General features: G+C 71.2%; 18 protein-coding genes and 1 pseudogene. 9 read left to right on the forward strand and 10 right to left on the reverse strand.

The features are described from left to right. Positions 1-3 precede the first annotated feature (3 nt). The 6 genes and pseudogenes from OG357_RS11930 to OG357_RS11955 all read right to left on the reverse strand — a co-directional run bounded on the left by OG357_RS11930 (position 4) and on the right by OG357_RS11955 (position 5,317). Entirely contained in the window at positions 4-1,869 is a 1,866-nt protein-coding gene (locus OG357_RS11930) for a glycosyltransferase family 2 protein (protein ID WP_443066666.1), read from the reverse strand. A 39-nt stretch (positions 1,870-1,908) separates the two neighbouring features. Beyond that, positions 1,909-2,589 carry a TetR/AcrR family transcriptional regulator gene (locus OG357_RS11935; protein WP_329625567.1) on the reverse strand — a complete coding sequence of 227 codons (681 nt, stop codon included), beginning with the start codon at positions 2,587-2,589 and terminating at the stop codon, positions 1,909-1,911. Positions 2,590-2,600: 11 nt separating this feature from the next. Continuing rightward, positions 2,601-3,260: a DUF4166 domain-containing protein gene (locus OG357_RS11940; RefSeq protein ID WP_329625568.1), complete on the reverse strand. Its 660-nt coding sequence runs from the start codon at positions 3,258-3,260 to the stop codon at positions 2,601-2,603. A gap of 32 nt (positions 3,261-3,292) precedes the next feature. Next, positions 3,293-4,015: a hypothetical protein gene (locus tag OG357_RS11945; RefSeq protein WP_329621132.1), complete on the reverse strand. Its 723-nt coding sequence runs from the start codon at positions 4,013-4,015 to the stop codon at positions 3,293-3,295. 154 nt (positions 4,016-4,169) lie between these two features. After that, positions 4,170-4,426: pseudogene (locus tag OG357_RS11950) on the reverse strand (thiamine-binding protein); the annotation flags it as partial. A gap of 78 nt (positions 4,427-4,504) precedes the next feature. Beyond that, the gene (locus OG357_RS11955) at positions 4,505-5,317 is read right to left on the reverse strand and encodes a class I SAM-dependent methyltransferase (protein ID WP_329621133.1); all 813 of its coding nucleotides are present in this window, start codon (positions 5,315-5,317) and stop codon (positions 4,505-4,507) included. A gap of 87 nt (positions 5,318-5,404) precedes the next feature. Here OG357_RS11955 and OG357_RS11960 point away from each other — a divergent pair, with 87 nt between their 5' ends. Continuing rightward, positions 5,405-6,133, forward strand: a complete 729-nt coding sequence (locus tag OG357_RS11960) for a GntR family transcriptional regulator (RefSeq protein ID WP_329621134.1) — start codon at positions 5,405-5,407, stop codon at positions 6,131-6,133. A gap of 82 nt (positions 6,134-6,215) precedes the next feature. Continuing rightward, a complete protein-coding gene (locus tag OG357_RS11965) occupies positions 6,216-6,566 on the forward strand; it encodes a hypothetical protein (RefSeq protein ID WP_329621135.1) in 351 nt (116 codons plus the stop codon). A 9-nt stretch (positions 6,567-6,575) separates the two neighbouring features. On the opposite strand, the gene OG357_RS11970 is transcribed toward OG357_RS11965, so the two are convergent. Together OG357_RS11970 and OG357_RS11975 are read right to left on the reverse strand one after the other, a co-directional pair. Next, the gene (locus OG357_RS11970) at positions 6,576-6,872 is read right to left on the reverse strand and encodes an MTH1187 family thiamine-binding protein (RefSeq protein ID WP_329621136.1); all 297 of its coding nucleotides are present in this window, start codon (positions 6,870-6,872) and stop codon (positions 6,576-6,578) included. Continuing rightward, positions 6,869-7,213: a DUF3817 domain-containing protein gene (locus OG357_RS11975; RefSeq protein WP_329621137.1), complete on the reverse strand. Its 345-nt coding sequence runs from the start codon at positions 7,211-7,213 to the stop codon at positions 6,869-6,871. Before OG357_RS11975 ends, OG357_RS11970 begins: the two co-directional genes overlap by 4 nt. A 150-nt stretch (positions 7,214-7,363) precedes the next feature. Here OG357_RS11975 and OG357_RS11980 point away from each other — a divergent pair, with 150 nt between their 5' ends. The 5 genes from OG357_RS11980 (at position 7,364) to OG357_RS12000 (ending at position 11,345) form a co-directional block, all read left to right on the forward strand. Further along, positions 7,364-8,572, forward strand: coding sequence for an RNA-guided endonuclease InsQ/TnpB family protein (locus tag OG357_RS11980; RefSeq protein ID WP_329621138.1), 1,209 nt, complete (start codon positions 7,364-7,366; stop codon positions 8,570-8,572). A 97-nt stretch (positions 8,573-8,669) separates the two neighbouring features. Further along, positions 8,670-9,308 (forward strand): AIM24 family protein, encoded by a 639-nt coding sequence (locus OG357_RS11985; protein WP_317599220.1) that lies wholly within the window; start codon positions 8,670-8,672, stop codon positions 9,306-9,308. Further along, a complete protein-coding gene (locus OG357_RS11990; RefSeq protein WP_329621139.1) occupies positions 9,308-9,958 on the forward strand; it encodes an AIM24 family protein in 651 nt (216 codons plus the stop codon). The genes OG357_RS11985 and OG357_RS11990 overlap by 1 nt, the downstream gene beginning before the upstream one ends. After that, a complete protein-coding gene (locus OG357_RS11995) occupies positions 9,955-10,740 on the forward strand; it encodes an AIM24 family protein (protein ID WP_317599216.1) in 786 nt (261 codons plus the stop codon). The genes OG357_RS11990 and OG357_RS11995 overlap by 4 nt, the downstream gene beginning before the upstream one ends. A 128-nt stretch (positions 10,741-10,868) precedes the next feature. Next, complete coding sequence (locus tag OG357_RS12000) at positions 10,869-11,345, forward strand: MarR family winged helix-turn-helix transcriptional regulator (protein WP_329621140.1); 477 nt, start codon at positions 10,869-10,871, stop codon at positions 11,343-11,345. A 62-nt stretch (positions 11,346-11,407) separates the two neighbouring features. Here the strand turns inward: OG357_RS12000 and meaB are convergent, their stop codons facing one another. Both meaB and OG357_RS12010 read right to left on the reverse strand, forming a co-directional pair. Then, positions 11,408-12,364, reverse strand: a complete 957-nt coding sequence (gene meaB / locus OG357_RS12005) for a methylmalonyl Co-A mutase-associated GTPase MeaB (protein WP_329621141.1) — start codon at positions 12,362-12,364, stop codon at positions 11,408-11,410. 50 nt (positions 12,365-12,414) lie between these two features. Continuing rightward, the gene (locus OG357_RS12010) at positions 12,415-13,617 is read right to left on the reverse strand and encodes an acetyl-CoA C-acetyltransferase (protein ID WP_329621142.1); all 1,203 of its coding nucleotides are present in this window, start codon (positions 13,615-13,617) and stop codon (positions 12,415-12,417) included. Positions 13,618-13,755: 138 nt separating this feature from the next. Between OG357_RS12010 and mce the strand changes: the two genes are divergently transcribed. Together mce and scy are read left to right on the forward strand one after the other, a co-directional pair. Then, entirely contained in the window at positions 13,756-14,208 is a 453-nt protein-coding gene (gene mce / locus OG357_RS12015) for a methylmalonyl-CoA epimerase (RefSeq protein WP_189509294.1), read from the forward strand. A 213-nt stretch (positions 14,209-14,421) separates the two neighbouring features. Next, positions 14,422-18,954 carry a polarized growth protein Scy gene (gene scy / locus OG357_RS12020; RefSeq protein WP_443066804.1) on the forward strand — a complete coding sequence of 1,511 codons (4,533 nt, stop codon included), beginning with the start codon at positions 14,422-14,424 and terminating at the stop codon, positions 18,952-18,954. The last annotated feature ends 108 nt before the right edge of the window (positions 18,955-19,062 follow it).

The raw sequence follows: 19,062 nt of genomic DNA on the forward strand, positions 1-19,062 counted from the left end.
GGGTCAATTCCCTCCGGTCGTCGTCGGAGCCGGTGCGGCCGGCGTGGGCGGGACGGCGGCCGGGAGGACCGTGACCGCTTCGCGGGCGTCGGCGAGGCCGCGGCTGCGGGCGCGGGCCCTCGCGCGGTCCCGGACGCGCTGCACGCGCCGGGCCCGTACCGTCGTCCACGCCCAGAGGGTGACCGGGGCCAGGGCGACGACGAGGGCGAGGGACGCCCAGGTGCGCATGGCCGCGTGGGTGTGGCCGTAGTGGACGGAGGCCACGAGCGAGGCGACGAGGATCGCCGCCCAGTAGAGGTGGATACGGAAGGTGGCGATCCGGTCGGGGCTGGCCTCGCCGCCCTTGGGGGTCACGACGAAGCGGCCGCGGGTGCGCAGGACCGCCGAGCCGAGGGACTTGAGGTAGATGGGCGCGGAGAGCGCGGACATCGCCATGCCGGCGAGGCCGCCGGAGCCCTCGGGCTCGTGGGGCGAGACGTTGTGCCGCCGGTTCCACAGGTAGAGCCCGATCTGGAGGGCGACGGCGTCGCTGTAGATCATCAGCCACACCGAGGTGGAGACCTGGGTGCCGGAGGCGCCGAACCAGAGGTAGAGGACACCGCTGAGGATGCCCACGAACCAGTTGACGGCCGTCATCGGGTAGTAGACGAGCATCAGCGTGTAGTTGAGGAAGCGGCCCGGCGGAGTGCGGAAGGGCGCCTTCCAGAACTGCTTGACGATCGTCTCGTACGTGCCCCGGGACCACCGCAGCTGCTGGGTGAAGAAGTCGGACCATGAGGCGGGGCCCTCGCCGACGGCGAGCACGTCGGGGGTGTAGACGGAGCGCCAGAAGTGGCCGGTGCGCGGGTTCTTCCTGCGGTGCAGTTCGAAGCCGGTGGCCATGTCCTCGGTGATGGAGTCGTACAGGCCGCCGATCTGCTTGAGGGCGGAGATCCGGACGACGTTGTTCGTGCCGACGAACATGGGCGCGCGGTAGCGGTTCCCGGCCCGCTGGATGAGGGCGTGGAAGAGGAACTGCTGCGACTCGGCGGCCTTGGTGACGATGTTGGTGTAGTTGCCGTACACCTGCGGTCCGACGACGAAGGCGATGTCGGGGTCGCGGAAGTAGCCGAGCATCCGCTCCAGGAAGTTGGGGAGCGGGACGTGGTCGGTGTCGACGGAGGCGAAGAAGTCGTAGGCGTCTCCGTGCATGGCGAGCCAGGCGTTGTAGTTGCCGTGCTTGGTCTTCGCCTTGTGCACGCCCTTCTTGCGGTTCCACTCGGGGACGCCGGCGCGGGTGAAGTGGCGTACGCCGAGCTCGGCGCAGAGCGCCTTGGCCTCGGCGGAGTCGCCCTCGTCGAGGAGCCAGACGTCAAGGGGTCCGTCGTGCCGCAGCCGGACGGCGCCTTCGAGGGTGGCGCGGACCATGGAGAGCGGTTCCTTGCCCGGGACGTACGTGGTGAGGAAGGCGACGCGGGTGCCCGGCTCGGCGCGGACGGGTATCGGGTCGCGGGCGACCATGGTGGCGTGGGCGATCGACGTGACGTTCACCAGCATGAAGAAGCAGATGAGGCCGATCGACACGAGCATCACGGTGTCGAGGTGGACGAGCCAGCGGTCGCCGCCCTCGCGGACGGTCCAGTGGCTCGGCCAGACGAGATAGGCGAGGAGCAGCGCCGACAGGAGCGGTGCGAGGCACATGAGCAGGACGGCTCGTATTCGGTGCGGCTCCTTCGCGAGCAGACTTCGGTACTGCACCGTGTAGGCCGCCGGGTCCGGTTCCGTCAGCGGACCGGCGAGTCGGCTGTAGGTGTCGTAGTCGTAGCCTCCCGGCCGCACGGTGCCTCCAGCTGTCGTCGAACGGGTCGATATCACAACAAAAGGGGACATCGTTCGGCGTGTCGACTGGAGTAGTCCGAGTGGGCGTCCTTACCGGCTGCGAGCGCCCTGTCGACGCAGGGTGTACGTGACGGCCTTCCGGGCGACCGGGTTCAGCTCCTCGACGGCGGCCATCAGGGCGCCGAGCTGCTCCAGGGCGGCGAGCGCCGCCTCCGCGCCGGCCGGGTCGACGCCCTCGTAGAGTTCGAGGCCGACGAAGGAGGCGGCGACCGCGCGGGCGAGCCCGGCGGGGTCCGTGAACCCGTCGAGCGGGGTCCCGGCGAGGACCCGGACGAGGACCTGCTCGATCTCGGCGATCCACAGGTCGAGCCCGGCGGCGGTGGCCGGGGCGAGCCGGGGGTGCGTCTGGGCCCCGGCGAGCAGCTGGCCGAGGACGGCCACGTGCCCGGCGTCCCGCTCCTCGGCATGCATCTCGCGCCCGAAGGCGAGCAGCTCGGAGAGGCTGCCGACGGAGCGGAGCCGCTCGCGGTGGCGGGCGACCCGCAGTTCCGCGCCGTGCCGGCAGGCGGCGGAGAGCAGCTCGTCGACAGAACCGAAGTGGTAGAAGACCAGGGCCTGGTTGACTCCGGCGGTGGTCGCGATGGCCCGCGCGGAGGCCTTGGCGATGCCCTGCTCGACGAGGGTGCGCAGGGCGCCTTCGAGCAGCTTGTCCCGGGTCTCCTGGCTCCGCGCGTCCTGGCCTTTCGGCCCGCCGGCGACCTTCCCGCTCACGGTCTCCGCACTCACGCCCGTACCTCCTCGCGCACCGGGCGCAGCCCCGCGCGCACCCCGTGGGAGCCTACGTCGGCGTACTCGGCGGTGAAGGACCCCTCGTAGCCGAAGAGCGGTCCGAAGTACCGGTTGACCACCCGGACGTTGATGCGGAAGCGGCCGGTGCGCTCGTCGAAGGACTCGCGGACCTCGGCCCGTCCACCGACCAGTTCGGGGACCCGCACGTCCAACGGACCCTCGCGGAAGCGGTGTTCGCCGGAGACGATGAGCAGCGAGCCGTCGGGCTCGGCGGTCGCGTGCAGATCGCTGGCGAGGTGCTGGTGGGTGCCGAGGTAGTCGAGGACGCAGCCCCGCTCGGGGCTGTGGACCATGGTGGCGTCGAAGCGCCGGGGGCCGCCGGGCAGGGCGAAGGTCCGCACGAAGGTGACGGTCTCCCGTCCGAACGAGTCGGCGTACGGCACGTTCTCGATGGTGAAGGGGACGTCGCGGCCGGTGCGGGGCAGCAGGATGTTCCTCAGTCCGCCGACCGCGAGGAACGGTTTCACGAAGGCCCGGCCGTGCCAGACGCGGTCCATGACGCCCCGTCCGACGCACAGCTCCCCGCTCGCGAGCCCCACCGAGAAGCGCCGCTGGAGCTCCGGGTGGAGCCGCTCGAAGGCGGCGCCCCCCATGGCGGTGCGGAAGATCGAAGGGTGGCTCGCGGTCACGGCTGCTCCAGGGTGGCGAGGAGCCGGGGCTCCCGGCTGTGGGCGGGCGGGGTGCGCAGACAGCGCCGGGCCGCGGGGGTCCTGGACGAGGGCGGTACGAGGACGGCGGCGGCGAGCCCGAGGACGGTGAGCGGCACGGCGGCGAGCGACAGCGCGCCGAGCGGCAGGGAGGCGACCGCGCAGGGCACGGCCACGAGCAGGATCCGGGCGGCGACTTCGAGCAGCCAGCGGTTGCGGGAGCGCTCCGGGGTGATGCCCCGCTCGCACCAGAGCCGCAGCCGGTCGAAGGACCAGGCGGTGGCCCAGCCCATGAGGGGCCGGAAGACGAGCCGGTCGGCGACGCGGCCGAGGCGGCCCCAGCGAGGCCGGTAGTCGTAGCCGGTGAGGAAGCGGACGCCGTCGGGCGTGGGGACGTAGCGCCAGTAGCCGCTGCCCTCGGCGAGGAGCGAGAGCGGGTGCGGCGAGGAGAAGCGGAGGGCGGAGACCCGGTCGCCGCCGGCCCGGTGGCGCTCCCCCGCGGAGACACCGGTGCCGGCGACGGCCAGGAAGGGCAGGACGCGGGTCGCGTACCGGAAGTGCTGCGGCTCGCCCTCGACGGGCGGGAGGTAGGAGATCTCCGTGAACCTCAGGTCCCAGCGCTGGTGTCGGCCGGGTTCCTGCGTGCGCTCCCAGAGCGTCTCCAGGTCCGCGCGCACCCGCGTCTCGATGTAGAGACCCATCGGTGTTCCCCCAGCTCATCCGACATCTTGAGCAACCGCTCAAAACTGCCCGCGAGTGAAGGTAGCCGATTTTGAGCACTCGCTCAACCACGTGACGACAAGAAACCCCCGGCCCTGGATCAGGACCGGGGGTCTCGTCTGTTCCGCTTCGGCGTCAGGCGCCGAGGTGGCGCTCCACCGTGTCGACCTTCGAGGTCAGGCCGTCCGTGACACCCGGACGGATGTCGGCCTTCATGACCACGGAGACACGCGGCGCCCGCGCCTCGACGGCGGCGACGGCACGCTTCACGACATCCATGACCTCGTCCCACTCGCCCTCGATGGACGTGGCTGCATCTTCTAGAAGCGGGCGTCGGTACGGTTCGGAAGCCCGGATTCGCGGACGACCCGAACGGCGTCGGCGACGTACTCGCTTTGCGCGAGCCCGGCCGCTCAGGAGCCGCTGGACATGCGGACGTCCGTCGAGGTGGCAGGCCAACAGCCGCTGCGTCAGACCCTGGCGACCGCGAGCATGTGGGAGCTCGCCGCGAGCAGGTCCGGGTGGGGTTCAGCAAGACGGGCGGCCGTCAGCGCCGCCTCGAACATCGGCGAGTCGATCAGGCTCTCGCGGGTGTACTGCTCCGTTGCTTTGAGAGCGGCCCACACCGGCCCCTCGATCCCGTACACCACCGGGTCCCGCAGACCAGCCTCGCTCAGTTCCGTGACCAGCCCATCCCCCGTATGGAAGTACGAGCTGGTGAATCCCTTGCGGCCCGGCGCGTGGATGCCCGTGACGAGGATGTCGGCCACGGCGTCACGCACTCGGTCGACAGTGAGCATGGTGGTGGCGACGTGCTCGAAGAGCGAGGCGTAACGGCCGATGGCCGCAGCGGCGACGAAGCCGCCGGGGCGGACGACACGGCCAGCCTCACGCAAGGCCTGGATGCGGTCGCCGTGATCCAGCAGGTGATACAGCGGCCCGAGGACGAGAGCCACGTCGTACGTGGCGTCGGGCGCACTCAGCGCCCGCGCGTCCCCCAGTTCGGCACGGAAGCCCGCCGCCACCGCCGCCTCCACGTGGCGCGGCACAGGATCGATGAGATCGACCTCGTACCCGTCCTTGGCGAGCCACCGGGCGTGCGCGCCGGGACCGCCGCCGATGTCGACGATCCGGGCAGGCGCGGGAGGCAGATACCTCCGCAGCAACTCTTGCGTGCGGACCATCTCCAGGACGCCGTCGGCACTGCCTGTCAGCCGCTCGGACTCGTCGATGGTCTCGCTGTAGAAAGCGATGATCTCGGGACCTACGGAGGGTGTTGGCATGGTTGCGATTGTGACCGCTGGTGGCGCGAGGTGGTAGCCCTTAGCCTGACCGGTCAACCGGTCAGGCCAACAGATGAAGGAACGCACATGCCCCTTTTGAAATACGAGCAGATCGCGGAGAGCCTGCGACGCCGCATCGCCGACGGAGAGTTCGGTTCCGGCTCGCTCCTGCCGTCCAGCCGAGACCTGTGCGAGCAGTGGGGCGTTTCACGCGCAACCGCGATCAAGGCCATGGAGGCGCTGCGCGCCGACGGGCTCGTGATGCCGCATCAGGGTCGAGGATTCACCGTGGTCGAGGCTCCGGTGGCACGGCCGGCCGGTGGACGTGGCGCGGGGACCAGCAGGACTCAAGGAGGGATGCCGTTCAAGCGACTGGGTGCACCGGAGCTGCTCGTACCGCCCTCCCATATCGCCGAGGCCTTGGGCCTGGAGAGCGGCGTACGAGCGCTACACCGGGCCCGGTTGGCGCTCATGGACGACAACCGGCCGCACTCCTACACCGTGGCGTGGTTCCCGCCGGACATCGCCGACGCGTGCCCTCGCCTGCACCAGGGTGGCCCGATCGCGGAAGGAACCACTCACTACGTCCGACGCACCACCGGACGCGGGCCGGTTCGGGGCGCGGACATCACCTCGGTCCGCCTGGCAACCAGCGCCGAGGCGGAACACCTTCGAGTGAAACGACCCTGCGCTGTGGCGGTCGTACTGCACACCGCGTACGACCACGAAGAGAGGCCTCTGGTCTGCGAAGAAGGCGTCACGCCGGAGGGCACATGGGAGCGAACGGACAACTATCCGATGAGCCAAGCGGATTAACTGGACCGGTCCACCGGTCCAGTCTGCATCCGACAGCAGGCACACCTACCGTGTGCCTCGTCATGCCGGAGGGAGTACCCGCATGCCCACACCACCCGAGAAACCCCGCCCCGGCGAGCCGAGCCGGGCCCTGCGCTTACGGGCCGCCGACGGATGGGAGCGGTTCATGCGCCGCGATCAGGAGCAAGCCGGACGGGAGGACGCCCTTCATGTGGTCGGCCCCGACGGCTACGAGCAGCACCCGCTCCTGAACACGCTGGTCCGCGATGTCGCCTCGCGCGGCGTGGGTCGCCTCACCGCCGTCACCCACGAGCTTCAGGAGAGCGGCCGCCCGGTTCGCCTGGCGCACATCCGGCCTGCGTCCGGTGTCGAGTGGACCACGGCGGCGGACAACATCCGCCCCGCGCCGACCGAGCGCAACGCCCCTTCATGACCGTCGGCGTCAGCCGGCCAGGTACCGCTCCACCGTCTCGACCTTCGAGGTCAGGCCACCTGTGACACCCGGACGGATGTCGACCTTCATGACCACCGAGACACGCGGCGCCCGTGCCTCGACGGCGGCGACCGCACGCTTCACGACGTCCATGACCTGGTCCCAGTCGTCACCTTCGACGGACGTGAACATGGCGTCGGTACGGTTCGGGAGCCCGGACTCGCGGACGACCCGGACGGCGTCGGCGACGTACTCGCCGACCTCCTCCCCCACGCCCAGGGGAGTCACCGAGAACGCGACGATCACGCCTTCACCGCGTCCCCGGCGCCGGCGCGGGAGGCGGCGACCGCGTCGGTGGCCTCGCGCTTCAGCTTCCGCTCGGCGTAGAAGCCGCCGAAGGGCAGCACCGAGAGGACGAAGTAGAGCGCGGCGGTGCCGAAGCTCCACTTGGTGCGGTTCCAGGCGTCCAGCCAGAAGAGGACGTACAGGATGAACAGCACGCCGTGGACCGCGCCCATGACCGGCACCGCGTTGAAGTCCGTCGTCCTCTTGAGCACCGAGCAGACGAGCAGCAGCAGGAACGACACCGCCTCCGGCGCGGAGACGAGCCGAAGCCGGTGCAGGGAGGATGCAGTCTTGATGTCCACGACAGGGGTCACCTTCGTTCGATCTTGTGAACGGATACACAAGGGCCCGTCCATCATGACGCAGCCAGGGAACGACCCGCGCTGGCGGGGTGGGGTTCACCTGGACACCCGGGGGAAGCGCTCCCGACAGAAGAACAAGGAGACGGGGGATTGATACGTGTCTACAAGTTCCGCCTTCGCCCCACCCTCCGGCAGGCCCGGGCCCTGGGCGAGATGCTGCGGGACCACTGCTCGCTCTACAACGGCGCGTTACAGGAGCGTCGGGACGCCTACCGGCACGCCTCGAAAACGAACATCAAGTACGCCGACCAGTCCGCTCAGCTCAAGGAGATCCCGGCGTTCGACCCGGATCGTCAGGGCCGGTGGTCGTTCAGCTCTCAGCAGGCAACGCTGCGCCGCCTGGACAAGGCGTTCGATGCGTTCTTCCGCCGGGTGAAGGCGGGTCTCACCCCCGGCTATCCCAGATTCAAGGGCGTGGGGCACTTCGACACGGTCCTGTTCCCGAAGGACGGGGACGGCTGCCGCTGGGACTCCACACCGCGTGACCGGCAGACCCGCGTGCGCTTGCAAGGCATCGGACACGTGCGGACACACCAGCACCGGCCGGTACGCGGGCGGGTCAAGACGATCAGCGTGAAGCGTGAGGGCAAACACTGGTTCGTGGTCCTCGCCTGCGATGAAGTGCCGACCGAGCCGCTTCCCGCCAGCGGGTCGATCATCGGTATCGACATGGGCGTGACGCACTTCCTCACCACATCGAACGGCGAGCATTTAGAGAATCCGCGCTACCTCGAAGCATCCGCTGAAGCGTTGACCGTCGCACAGCAGCACCTCTCGACGTTCCCCAAGCGCACCAGGATGAGGTCGAAGAAGCACCGGGCCGCAGTCCGCAAGATCGCCAAGCTGCACGGCAGAATTCGGCGTCAGCGACGTGACCATCACCACAAGACCGCGAAGGGGCTGATCTGCGGCCACGATGTGATCGCCCACGAGCGGCTGAACATCGCGGGTATGACCCGCGCTCCAAAGGCCAAGCCCGATCCCGATCAGCCCGGCGCGTTCTTGCCGAACGGCGCCGCCGCGAAAGCGGGCTTGAACCGCAGCATCCTCGACGTGGGTTGGGGACAGTTCCTGTCGATCCTGGCGCAGAAGGCTGAAAGTGCCGCTCGCCGCGTGATCGCAGTGGACGCCCGCAACACCTCCCGTACCTGCCCACGCTGTGGGCACGTCGCCAGGGAGAACCGCGTCACCCAAGCGACGTTCGAGTGCACGGCGTGCGGCTTCCTCGCGAACGCCGACCACGTCGGCGCGCTGAACGTACTCAGCAGGGCCGGGCTGGTCCTCTACGCGGAGGCATAGCCTCCACACAGGAAGCCCGCCGCCGCAGCGGTGGGTGGAGTCACTGTGCACGCCGACTTTGCTGTCTCTTTATCCGGGTCCCCAGTACCTTCAACGGGTGGCAACGTTCCGACTCCAAGGCAGCAAGGTGCTCGCGGTCTCCATGACCGGCGACTCCGTCAAGGCGAAGAACGGCTCGATGGTCGCCTACGACGGCCAGATGGCGTTCAAGAAGATGAGCGGTGGCGGTGAGGGCCTGCGCGGCATGGTCACCCGCCGGCTCACGGGTGAGCAGATGGAGATGATGGAGGTACGCGGGCAAGGCACCTGCTGGTTCGCCGACCGGGCCTCCGAGATCAACCTCGTGTCCCTGCACGGCGAGAAGCTCTGGGTCGAGGCGAGCAATCTGCTCTGCACCGACGCGGGGCTGCGCACCGGCACCACCTTCACGGGGATGCGCGGCGGCGCGACCGGCAACGGTCTCTTCACGACGACCGTCGAGGGCACCGGGCAGGCGGCGATCATGTCCGACGGCCCGGCGGTCGTGCTGCGGGTGACCCCGCAGTACCCGCTCCAGGTCGACCCGGGTGCGTACATCGCCCACCAGGGCAACCTCCAGCAGCACTTCCAGTCCGGTGTGACCTTCCGCACCCTCATGGGCGAGGGCGGCGGCGAGGCCTTCCAGATCCGCTTCGAGGGGGACGGCCTCGTGTACGTCCAGCCGAGCGAGCGGAACACGATCGGGGGCGACGTCTGATGCCGTTCCGCGAGATCAACGCGAAGATGGTCGAGGCGACCGTCATCCCCGGGCAGCGGATGTTCAGTCAGCGCGGGGCGATGCTCGCGTACCGCGGCGACGTCACTTTCACGCCGAACATGGCGGGCGGCCAGGGCGGCGTGATGTCGATGATCGGCCGCCGCGTGGCCGGCGAGGCGACGCCGCTGATGAGCGTCGAGGGCAACGGCACGGTGATGTTCGGGCACGGCGGCCACCACATCCAGGTGATCGCGCTGACGGGCGACACCCTGTACGTCGAGGCCGACCGGCTCCTCGCCTTCGACGGCACCCTGGAGCAGGGCACGATGTTCATGGGCTCGCAGGGCGGGGTCATGGGCATGGTCCGCGGCCAGGTGACCGGCCAGGGCCTCTTCACCACCACCCTCAAGGGCCACGGCTCGGTGGCCGTCATGGCGCACGGCGGGGTCATCGAGCTGCCCATCACCCCGGGCCGCCCGGTCCACGTGGACCCGCAGGCGTACGTGGCACACCACGGCGACGTACGGAACAAGCTCTCCACGGCGCTGGGCTGGCGCGACATGGTGGGGCGCGGCTCGGGCGAGGCGTTCCAGCTGGAGCTGAGCGGCAGCGGCGCGGTGTACGTCCAGGCCTCGGAGGAGAAGCTGTGAGCACCCCGGTGATCCACGACCCGACGACGCTTCCGTCGGACGACAACGTGAACGCGTACACCTTCTGCGTGGAGCTCAAGGGCTCCCAGTGGTTCCTGCAGAAGGGCAAGATGATCGCCTACTACGGGCGGATCGAGTTCAACGGCATCGGGCACGGGCGGCTCGACCGACTGGTCCGTACGTCGTTCCACTCGCCGCTGCACGCGAGCGACTGGGTGGTCGCGGAGGGCAGCGGCAAGATGCTGCTCGCGGACCGGGCCTTCGACGTGAACTCGTTCGACCTGGACCAGGGCAATCTGACGATCCGTTCGGGCAACCTCCTCGCCTATCAGCCCACGCTGGCGCTGAAGCAGTCGATCGTGCCGGGCTTCGTGACGCTGATCGGCACGGGGAAGTTCGTGGCCGCGTCGAACGGTCCGGTGGTCTTCATGGAGCCGCCGATGCGGGTGGACCCGCAGGCCCTTGTCGGCTGGGCGGACTGCCCGTCGCCGTGCCACCACTACGACCACGGCTACATGACGGGCGTGATGGGCGGCGTACGGGCCCTGACGGGGATCGGCGGCACCTCGGGCGAGGAGCACCAGTTCGAGTTCGTGGGCGCGGGCACGGTCCTGCTCCAGTCGACGGAGCTGCTCATGCCGGAGCGGTCGATCGGCGGGCCGCCCGCGCAGGCGGGTGTGCCGGGCGGACACGGAGCACACGGTTCCGGCCAGGCCGTGCCCGGCTCGGTACCGCGCCTTCCCGGCCAGCTCGGCGACCTCCAGCGGCGCTTCGGCCTGTGAGCGGTAGTCTGCGGAGTGTGACGCCCTCGAACGTCTGCGCCGGTGCTCGGCGCGATCGTCTGCGCCGGTGCCGGGCGTCACACACCCAGACATCGTCAAGTATTCAACTTCTTAGGTAGAATCCATATATGGAGACCGAGACGGCCACCCCGTGGCTCACCGACGGCGAGCAGTGCGCGTGGCGCACGTTCCTGGACGTCAACAGGATGTTGATGCACCAGCTGGAGAGGGATCTCCAGCCCTTCGGCCTGACGATGAACGACTACGAGATCCTGGTGAACCTCTCGGAGTCGGCGGACCGCCGGCTGCGCATGAGCGACCTCGCCACGGCCACCCTCCAGTCGAAGAGCCGGCTCTCCCACCAGATCACCCGGATGGAGAACGCGGGACTCGTCCGGCGCGAGAACTGCGAGTCCGACCGGCGCGGGCTGTACGCCGTCCTCACGGACGACGGCATGGAGACCATGCGCAAGGTCGCCCCGCACCACGTCGACTCGGTGCGCAGGCACTTCATCGACCAGATGGGCTCCGAGGCCCTCGGTGACCTCCACGAGTCCCTGAAGCCGATCGCGGAGCAGCTGCGCGGGCGCCGCGGCAAGCCGTAGCCCGTACGCGTACGAAGAGGGCCTCCCCGGATCGCCGGGGAGGCCCTCTCGCGTACGGGGACTCAGTTGCCCGTCAGGCTCGCGACCAGCTCGTCGGAGGCCGCGTACGGGTCGAGCTCGCCCGCGACGATCCGCTCCGCCAGCGCGTCCAGGCGCCGGTCGCCGTGCAGGTCGCCGATGCGCTCGCGCAGGGCCGTGATGGTGATGGTCTCGACCTCGCGGGCGGCACGGGCCCGGCGGCGGTCCGCCAGCACCCCGTGCTCCTCCATCCACGCTCGGTGCTTCTCCAGGGCCTCCACGACCTCGTCGATGCCCTCGCCGCGCGCCGCGACCGTCTTGACGATCGGCGGCCGCCAGTCACCGGCGGACCGCGCCTCGCCCAGGCCCAGCATGTGGTTGAGCTCCCGGGCGGTGGCGTCCGCGCCGTCCCGGTCGGCCTTGTTCACCACGTACAGGTCGCCGATCTCCAGGATGCCCGCCTTCGCGGCCTGGATCCCGTCGCCCATGCCCGGCGCGAGGAGGACGACCGATGTGTCGGCCTGGGAGGCGATCTCGACCTCGGACTGCCCGACGCCGACCGTCTCCACGAGGATCACCTCGCAGCCCGCCGCGTCCAGGACGCGGATGGCCTGCGGCGCGGACCAGGCGAGACCGCCCAGGTGGCCACGGGTGGCCATGGAGCGGATGTAGACGCCCGGGTCGGAGGCGTGCTCGGACATCCGGACCCGGTCGCCGAGCAGCGCTCCTCCGCTGAAGGGGGAGGACGGGTCGACGGCCAGGACGCCGACCCGCTTGCCCGCCTTCCGGTACGCGGAGACGAGCGCGGAGGTCGACGTGGACTTGCCGACGCCGGGCGAGCCCGTCAGGCCCACCACGTAGGCGTTGCCGGTCAGCGGCGCGAGCGCCGCCATCACCTCGCGCAGATGCGGGGACGCCCCCTCCACGAGCGAGATCAGCCGGGCCACGGCCCGCGGCCTGCCCTCGCGCGCCTGGGCGACGAGTGCGGGGACGTCCACCATCTGCACTGCTCCTTAGGTGCCGGATTACTTGCCGGTTGCTTGCCGGCGACTTACTTGCCGGCGACGCGGACGATCAGCGCGTCGCCCTGGCCGCCGCCGCCGCAGAGGGCCGCCGCGCCGATGCCGCCGCCGCGCCGCTTGAGCTCCAGGGCGAGGTGCAGCACCACACGGGCGCCGGACATGCCGATGGGGTGGCCCAGGGCGATGGCGCCGCCGTTGACGTTCACCTTCTCGGGGGTAACGCCGAGGTCCTTCATTGACTGGACGGCGACCGCGGCGAAGGCCTCGTTGATCTCGACCAGGTCGAGGTCCTCGACGGTCAGGCCGTCCTTCTTCAGGGCGTGGAGGATCGCGTTGGACGGCTGCGACTGGAGCGAGTTGTCCGGGCCGGCCACGTTGCCGTGGGCGCCGATCTCGGCGATCCAGTCCAGGCCCAGCTCCTCGGCCTTGGCCTTGCTCATCACGACGACGGCGGCGGCGCCGTCGGAGATCTGCGAGGAGGTGCCGGCGGTGATGGTGCCGTCCTTCGCGAAGGCCGGGCGGAGCTTGCCGAGGGACTCGGCGGTGGTCTCGGCGCGGATGCCCTCGTCCTTGGAGAAGACGACCGGCTCGCCCTTGCGCTGCGGGATCTCGACCGGGGTGATCTCGGCCTCGAAGATGCCGTTCTTCTGCGCGGCGGCGGCGCGCTGGTGCGAGAGGGCGGCGATCTCGTCCTGCTCGGGGCGCTTGATGCCGAGGCGGGTGTTGTGCTTCTCCGTGGACTCGCCCATGGCGATGTTCTCGAAGGCGTCGGTGAGGCCGTCGTACGCCATCGCGTCGAGCATCTCGATCGCGCCGTACTTGAAGCCCTCGCGGGACTTCGGCAGCAGGTGCGGGGCGTTGGTCATCGACTCCTGGCCACCGGCGACGACGATGTCGAACTCGCCCGCGCGGATCAGCTGGTCGGCGAGGGCGATCGCGTCGAGACCCGACAGACACACCTTGTTGATGGTGAGGGCCGGGACGTTCATCGGGATGCCGGCCTTGACGGCGGCCTGGCGTGCGGGGATCTGCCCGGCGCCCGCCTGGAGCACCTGGCCCATGATCACGTACTGCACCTGGTCGCCGCCGATGCCCGCACGGTCGAGGGCGGCCTTGATCGCGAAGCCGCCGAGGTCCGCGCCCGAGAAGGACTTGAGCGAGCCGAGGAGGCGACCCATGGGCGTGCGGGCGCCCGCGACGATCACTGAGGTGGTACCGGTCGTTCCAGACATGAGGCACGGCCCCTAGGGATGAGGAGTGAACGAGGGTTTACCGCCAATGTACTGAGGCGCGCGCTGCCCGGTCACCGGCCAGCCGGTGTGATCGCGCGCACGTTGCGTAACCGCCTTCCTGGCGATGGACTAGGGGGCATGCTGACGCGAATCGACCACATCGGGATCGCCTGTTTCGACCTCGACAAGACTGTCGAGTTCTACCGTGCGACGTACGGATTCGAGGTGTTCCACACCGAGGTCAACGAGGAGCAGGGCGTCCGCGAGGCCATGCTCAAGATCAACGAGACCTCGGACGGCGGGGCCTCCTACCTCCAGCTCCTGGAGCCGACCCGGGAGGACTCGGCGGTGGGCAAGTGGCTCGCCAAGAACGGGGAGGGCGTGCACCACATCGCCTTCGGCACGGCAGACGTCGACGGTGACGCCGCGGACATCCGCTCCAAGGGCGTCCGCGTCCTCTACGACGAGCCCCGCATCGGCTCGATGGGCTCCCGCATCACCTTCCTCCACCCCAAGGACTGCCATGGCGTCCTCACGGAACTGGTCACCTCGGCGAAGCCGTCCGCTGACCACTCCTCAGCGGAGCACTGACCTCCGGATTCCTGGCCCGGTAGAGTGGGCGGCTCCGGGCCGGGGCCGGTCGGGGCTGCTCCGCGTGGCACCGAAGTCGGGATGTCGGGGTCGTCCGATCTGCCACGATTCCCCGGGGGTCCGTCCTCGTCGGTGAGGACGGTGCTCGTTGGAGTTGCGAACAGGGTTGGGGTATCCCCTGCTCGGAGAGCTCGGGGAAGGATGGACCGCGCAGTGCGGGGCTACGAACGCCAGGAGAGCCACCGAGCTGAAGACGACCATCTCGCCAGGTTCGAAGCCGAGATGGACCGGCTGAAGACCGAGCGCGAGAAGGCCGTCCAGCACGCCGAGGACCTCGGTTACCAGGTCGAGGTCTTGCGGGCCAAGCTCCACGAGGCGCGCCGCACCATCGCGTCCCGGCCCGCGTACGACAGCGCGGACATCGGGTACCAGGCCGAGCAGCTGCTGCGCAACGCGCAGGCGCAGGCCGAGCAGCTCCGTCAGGACGCCGAGCGCGAGCTGCGCGAGGCCCGCGCCCAGACGCAGCGCATCCTCCAGGAGCACGCCGAGCACCAGTCCCGGCTTCAGGCCGAGCTGCACAACGAAGCCGTCCAGCGCCGCCAGCAGCTCGACCAGGAACTCAACGAGCGCCGGCAGACCGTCGAGGCGCACGTCAACGAGAACGTCGCCTGGGCCGAGCAGCTGCGCGCCCGTACGGAGTCCCAGGCCCGCCGCCTGATGGAGGAGTCCCGCGCCGAGGCCGAGCAGTCGCTCGCCACGGCCCGCGCCGAGGCCACCCGGCTCGCCGAGGAGACCAGCCGCCGCGTCGGCACCGAGGCCGAGTCCGCCCGCGCCGAGGCCGAAGCGATCCTGCTGCGCGCCCGCAAGGACGCCGAGCGGCTCCTCGGCGCCGCCTCCAGCCAGGCCCAGGAGGCCACGAGCCACGCCGAGCAGCTCCGCTCGACGACCACCGCCGAGACGGACCAGGCCCGCCGCCAGGCCACCGAGCTCTCCCGCGCCGCCGAGCAGCGCATGCAGGAGGCCGAGGAGAAGCTCCGGCTGGCCCGCGCCGAGGCCGAGAAGGCCCTCACGGAGGCCAAGGACGCCGCCGCCAAGCAGCTCGCCTCCGCGGAGTCCGTCAACGAGCAGCGCACCCGCACGGCCAAGGCGGAGATCGCCCGGCTCGTCGGCGAGGCCACGAAGGACGCCGAGGCCCTCAAGGCCGAGGCCGAGGAGAAGCTCCGCGAGGCGACCGCCGAGGCCGAGAAGCTCGTCACGGAGGCCTCGGAGAAGGCCCGTACGGCCGTGGCCGAGGACTCCGCCGCCGCGCTCGCCAAGGCCGCGCGCAACGCCGAGGAGATCCTCACCAAGGCGTCCGAGGACGCCCGCGAGACCACCCGCAAGGCCGCCGAGGAAGCCGAGCGGGTCCGCCGCGAGGCCGAGGCCGAGATGGACCGGCTGCGGGCCCGGGTCGAGGAGCAGGCCGACGAGCTGCTCGGTTCGGCGAAGGACGACACCAAGGAGTACCGCGCCAAGACGGTCGAGCTCCAGGAGGAGGCCCGCCGGCTGCGCGGCGAGGCCGAGCAGCTGCGCGCCGAGGCCGTCGCGGAGGGCGAGCGGATCCGCGGCGAGGCCCGGCGCGAGGCCCTCCAGCAGATCGAGGAGGCGGCCGGCACCGCCGAGGAGCTGCTCACCAAGGCCCGTACGGACGCCGAGGAGCTCCGCACCAAGGCCGGCGCGGAGAGCGAGCGGGTCAAGTCGGAGGCCGTGGAGCGCGCCCAGACGCTCCGCGCGCAGGCCGAGGAGACCCTGGAGCGCACCCGCGCCGAGGCCGAGCGGCTGCGCGCCGAATCCGAGGAGCAGGCCGAGTCGGTCAAGGACGCGGCCGAGAAGGCCGCCGCCGGGCTGCGCGCGGACGCCGAGCGGGCCGCCGAGGCCCGCCGCGCCGAGGCCGCCGAGGAGCTGACCCGGCTGCACACCGACGCCGAGTCGAAGGTGGCGGCCGCCGGGCAGGAGCTGACCGACGCCCGCGCCGAGAGCGAGCGGATCCGGCGCGAGACCGCCGAGGAGACGGAGCGGCTCCGCACGGAGGCCGCCGAGCGCATCCGTACGCTCCAGGAGCAGGCCGAGCAGGAGGCCGAGCGGCTGCGGACCGAGGCGTCGGCCGACGCCTCCACCGTCCGTACCGAGGCCGAGACCGCCGCCGTACGGCTCCGCACGGAGGCCGGCGCGGAGGCCGAGCGCCTGAAGTCGGAGGCGCAGGAGACCGCCGACCGGGTGCGGGCGGAGGCCGCGGCCGCCGCCGAGCGGGTCGCCGCCGAGGCCGCCGAGGCACTGGCCGCCGCGCAGGAGGAGGCCAACCGGCGCCGCCGGGAGGCCGAGGAGACGCTGGAGTCGGCCCGCTCCGAGGCCGGCCGCGAGCGCGAGCACGCCCGCGAGCAGTCCGAGGAGCTCCTCGCCGCCGCCCGCAAGCGGGTCGAGGACGCCCAGACCGAGGCGCAGCGCCTGGTCGAGGAGGCGGACGCGCGGGCGACCGAGATGGTCACCGCCGCCTCGCGAGCCGCCCAGGAGGTGCGGGACTCGGTGGCCGGGCTGCGCGAGCAGGCCGAGGAGGAGATCGCCGGCCTTCGCAGCGCCGCCGAGCACGCGGCCGACCGGACGCGTACCGAGGCGCAGGAGGAGGCGGACCGGGTCCGGGCTGACGCGTACGAGGAGCGGGAGCGGGCGTCCGAGGACGCCTCCCGCACCCGGGCGCGCGCCCAGGAGGAGTCGGAGGCCGCGAAGGCGCTGGCCGAGCGGACGGTCGGGGACGCGATCGCCGAGTCGGAGAAGCTGCGGGCGGACACCGCGGAGTACGCGCAGCGGGTACGGACCGAGGTGACGGACTCGCTCGCCTCGGCGGAGCAGGACGCGGCCCGTACGCGGGCGGACGCCCGGGACGACGCGAACCGGATCCGTTCGGAGGCCGCCGAGAAGGCCGAGACGGTGGTCGGCGGGGCGCGCGCGGAGGCGGACCGGATCGGCGCCGAGGCCGAGCAGGTCCTCGACGAGGCCCGCAAGGCCGCCGACAAGCGCCGCTCCGACGCCGCCGAGCAGGCCGACAGCCTGGTGGGCGAGGCGACGAGCGAAGCCGAGCGGCTCACCGCCGAGGCACTCGCGGAGGCCGAGCGCGTCACCGCCGAGGCGACGGCGGAGGCCGAGCGGCTCACCACCGAGGCCGCCGAACTCCTGGAGAGCACCGAGCAGGACGCGCGGCGGCTCCGTACCGAGGCCGAGCAGGTCAAGGCCGACGGGGAGGCGCACGCGGAGGCGCTGCGGACCGCGGCCCTCGCGGACGGCGAGAAGGTCCTCGACGAGGCCCGCAAGGCCGCCGACAAGCGGCGTTCCGACGCCGCCGAGCAGGCCGACGCGCTCATGGCCGAGGCGACGAGCGAGGCCGAGCGGCTCACCGCCGAGGCGATCGAGCTCATGGAGACGACCGAGCAGGACGCTCATCGGCTCCGCGCCGAGGCCGAGCAGGTCAAGATCGACGGGGAGGCGCACGCCCAGGCCCTGCGGACGGCGGCCCTCGCCGACGGCGAGAAGGTCCTCGACGACGCCCGCAAGGCCGCCGACAAGCGGCGTTCCGACGCCGCCGAGCAGGCCGACGCGCTCATCGCCGAGGCGACGAGCGAGGCCGAGCGGATCACCCGTGAGGCGGGCGAGCTGTCCGACGCGGTCACGGCGGACGCGCGCGCCGACGCCGAGCGGGTCGCGGCGGAGGCCGCCGAGCAGGCGGGCCGGACCGTCGCGGAGGCCGAGCGTCACAAGGCCGGGGCGGAGGCCGAGGCGACCGCGACGGTGGGCGCCGCGCAGCAGGACGCCGAGCGGATCCGCGCGGAGTCGAAGCAGGTGAAGGCGGACGCCGAGGCGGCGGCCGAGCAGATGCGGTCGGAGGCCCGCGAGGAGGCGGACCGGACTCTGGACGACGCCCGGGACGCCGCCGCGCGGAAGCGTTCGGACGCGGCCGAGCAGGCGGACCAGCTCATCGCCAAGGCCCAGGAGGAGGCGCTGCGCGCCACCACCGAGGCCGAGACGCAGGCGGACACCATGGTCGGCGCGGCCCGCAAGGAGGCCGAGCGGATCGTCGCCGAGGCGACCGTCGACGGCAACTCGCTGGTGGAGAAGGCCCGTACGGACGCCGACGAACTGCTCGTCGGGGCGCGCAGCGACGCGACGGCCATAAGGGACCGGTCCGAGGAGCTGCGGGGCCGCGTCGAGGGCGAGATCGAGGAACTGCACGACCGGGCGCGGCGCGAGACGGCCGAGCAGATGAAGACGGCCGGCGAGCGCGTCGACAAGCTGGTCAAGGCCGCCACGGAGCAGCGCACCGAGGCGGAGGAGAAGGCGAAGGAGCTCGTCTCCGAGGCGAGTTCCGAGGCGAGCAAGGTCCGTATCGCGGCGGTGCGGAAGGCGGAGGCGCTCCTCAAGGAGGCCGAGCAGAAGAAGGCATCGCTCGTCGCGGAGGCCGAGGGCATCAAGGCGGAGGCCGAGCAGCTGCGGGCCGACGCGGAGGCCGAGGCCGCGCGGACCGTCGCGGAGGGCAAGCGGGAGCTGGAGGTGCTCGTGCGCCGACGCGAGGACATCAATGCCGAGATCTCCCGTGTCCAGGACGTGCTGGAGGCGTTGGAGTCTTTCGAGACGCCGTCGGCGGGGGCGAAGGACGGGCTCAAGGCGGGTGCGTCGACGGGGGCCACTCGTTCGAGTGGCAAGTCCCAGGACGGCTAGCCACTCAAAAGGCTGGACATTCTCCAGATCAAACGGGCATACGCTCGATGACACGCCGCTTCGGCCCCTAGGATTCCCTCTAACACCTCACCGGTCTCATTCGACAGG

The organism is Streptomyces sp. NBC_01255 (assembly GCF_036226445.1).
Taxonomy (GTDB): domain Bacteria; phylum Actinomycetota; class Actinomycetes; order Streptomycetales; family Streptomycetaceae; genus Streptomyces.

Coding starts and splice junctions, on each gene's coding strand:
- OG357_RS11960 (WP_329621134.1), top strand. CDS start 5,405: ATGCCCCTTTTGAAATACGAGCAGATCGCGGAGAGCCTGCGACGCCGC.
- OG357_RS12000 (WP_329621140.1), top strand. CDS start 10,869: ATGGAGACCGAGACGGCCACCCCGTGGCTCACCGACGGCGAGCAGTGC.
- OG357_RS12010 (WP_329621142.1), bottom strand. CDS start 13,617: ATGTCTGGAACGACCGGTACCACCTCAGTGATCGTCGCGGGCGCCCGC.
- meaB (WP_329621141.1), bottom strand. CDS start 12,364: ATGGTGGACGTCCCCGCACTCGTCGCCCAGGCGCGCGAGGGCAGGCCG.
- OG357_RS11955 (WP_329621133.1), bottom strand. CDS start 5,317: ATGCCAACACCCTCCGTAGGTCCCGAGATCATCGCTTTCTACAGCGAG.
- mce (WP_189509294.1), top strand. CDS start 13,756: ATGCTGACGCGAATCGACCACATCGGGATCGCCTGTTTCGACCTCGAC.
- OG357_RS11945 (WP_329621132.1), bottom strand. CDS start 4,015: ATGGGTCTCTACATCGAGACGCGGGTGCGCGCGGACCTGGAGACGCTC.
- OG357_RS11990 (WP_329621139.1), top strand. CDS start 9,308: ATGCCGTTCCGCGAGATCAACGCGAAGATGGTCGAGGCGACCGTCATC.
- OG357_RS11930 (WP_443066666.1), bottom strand. CDS start 1,869: ATGTCCCCTTTTGTTGTGATATCGACCCGTTCGACGACAGCTGGAGGC.
- OG357_RS11965 (WP_329621135.1), top strand. CDS start 6,216: ATGCCCACACCACCCGAGAAACCCCGCCCCGGCGAGCCGAGCCGGGCC.
- OG357_RS11940 (WP_329625568.1), bottom strand. CDS start 3,260: ATGGGGGGCGCCGCCTTCGAGCGGCTCCACCCGGAGCTCCAGCGGCGC.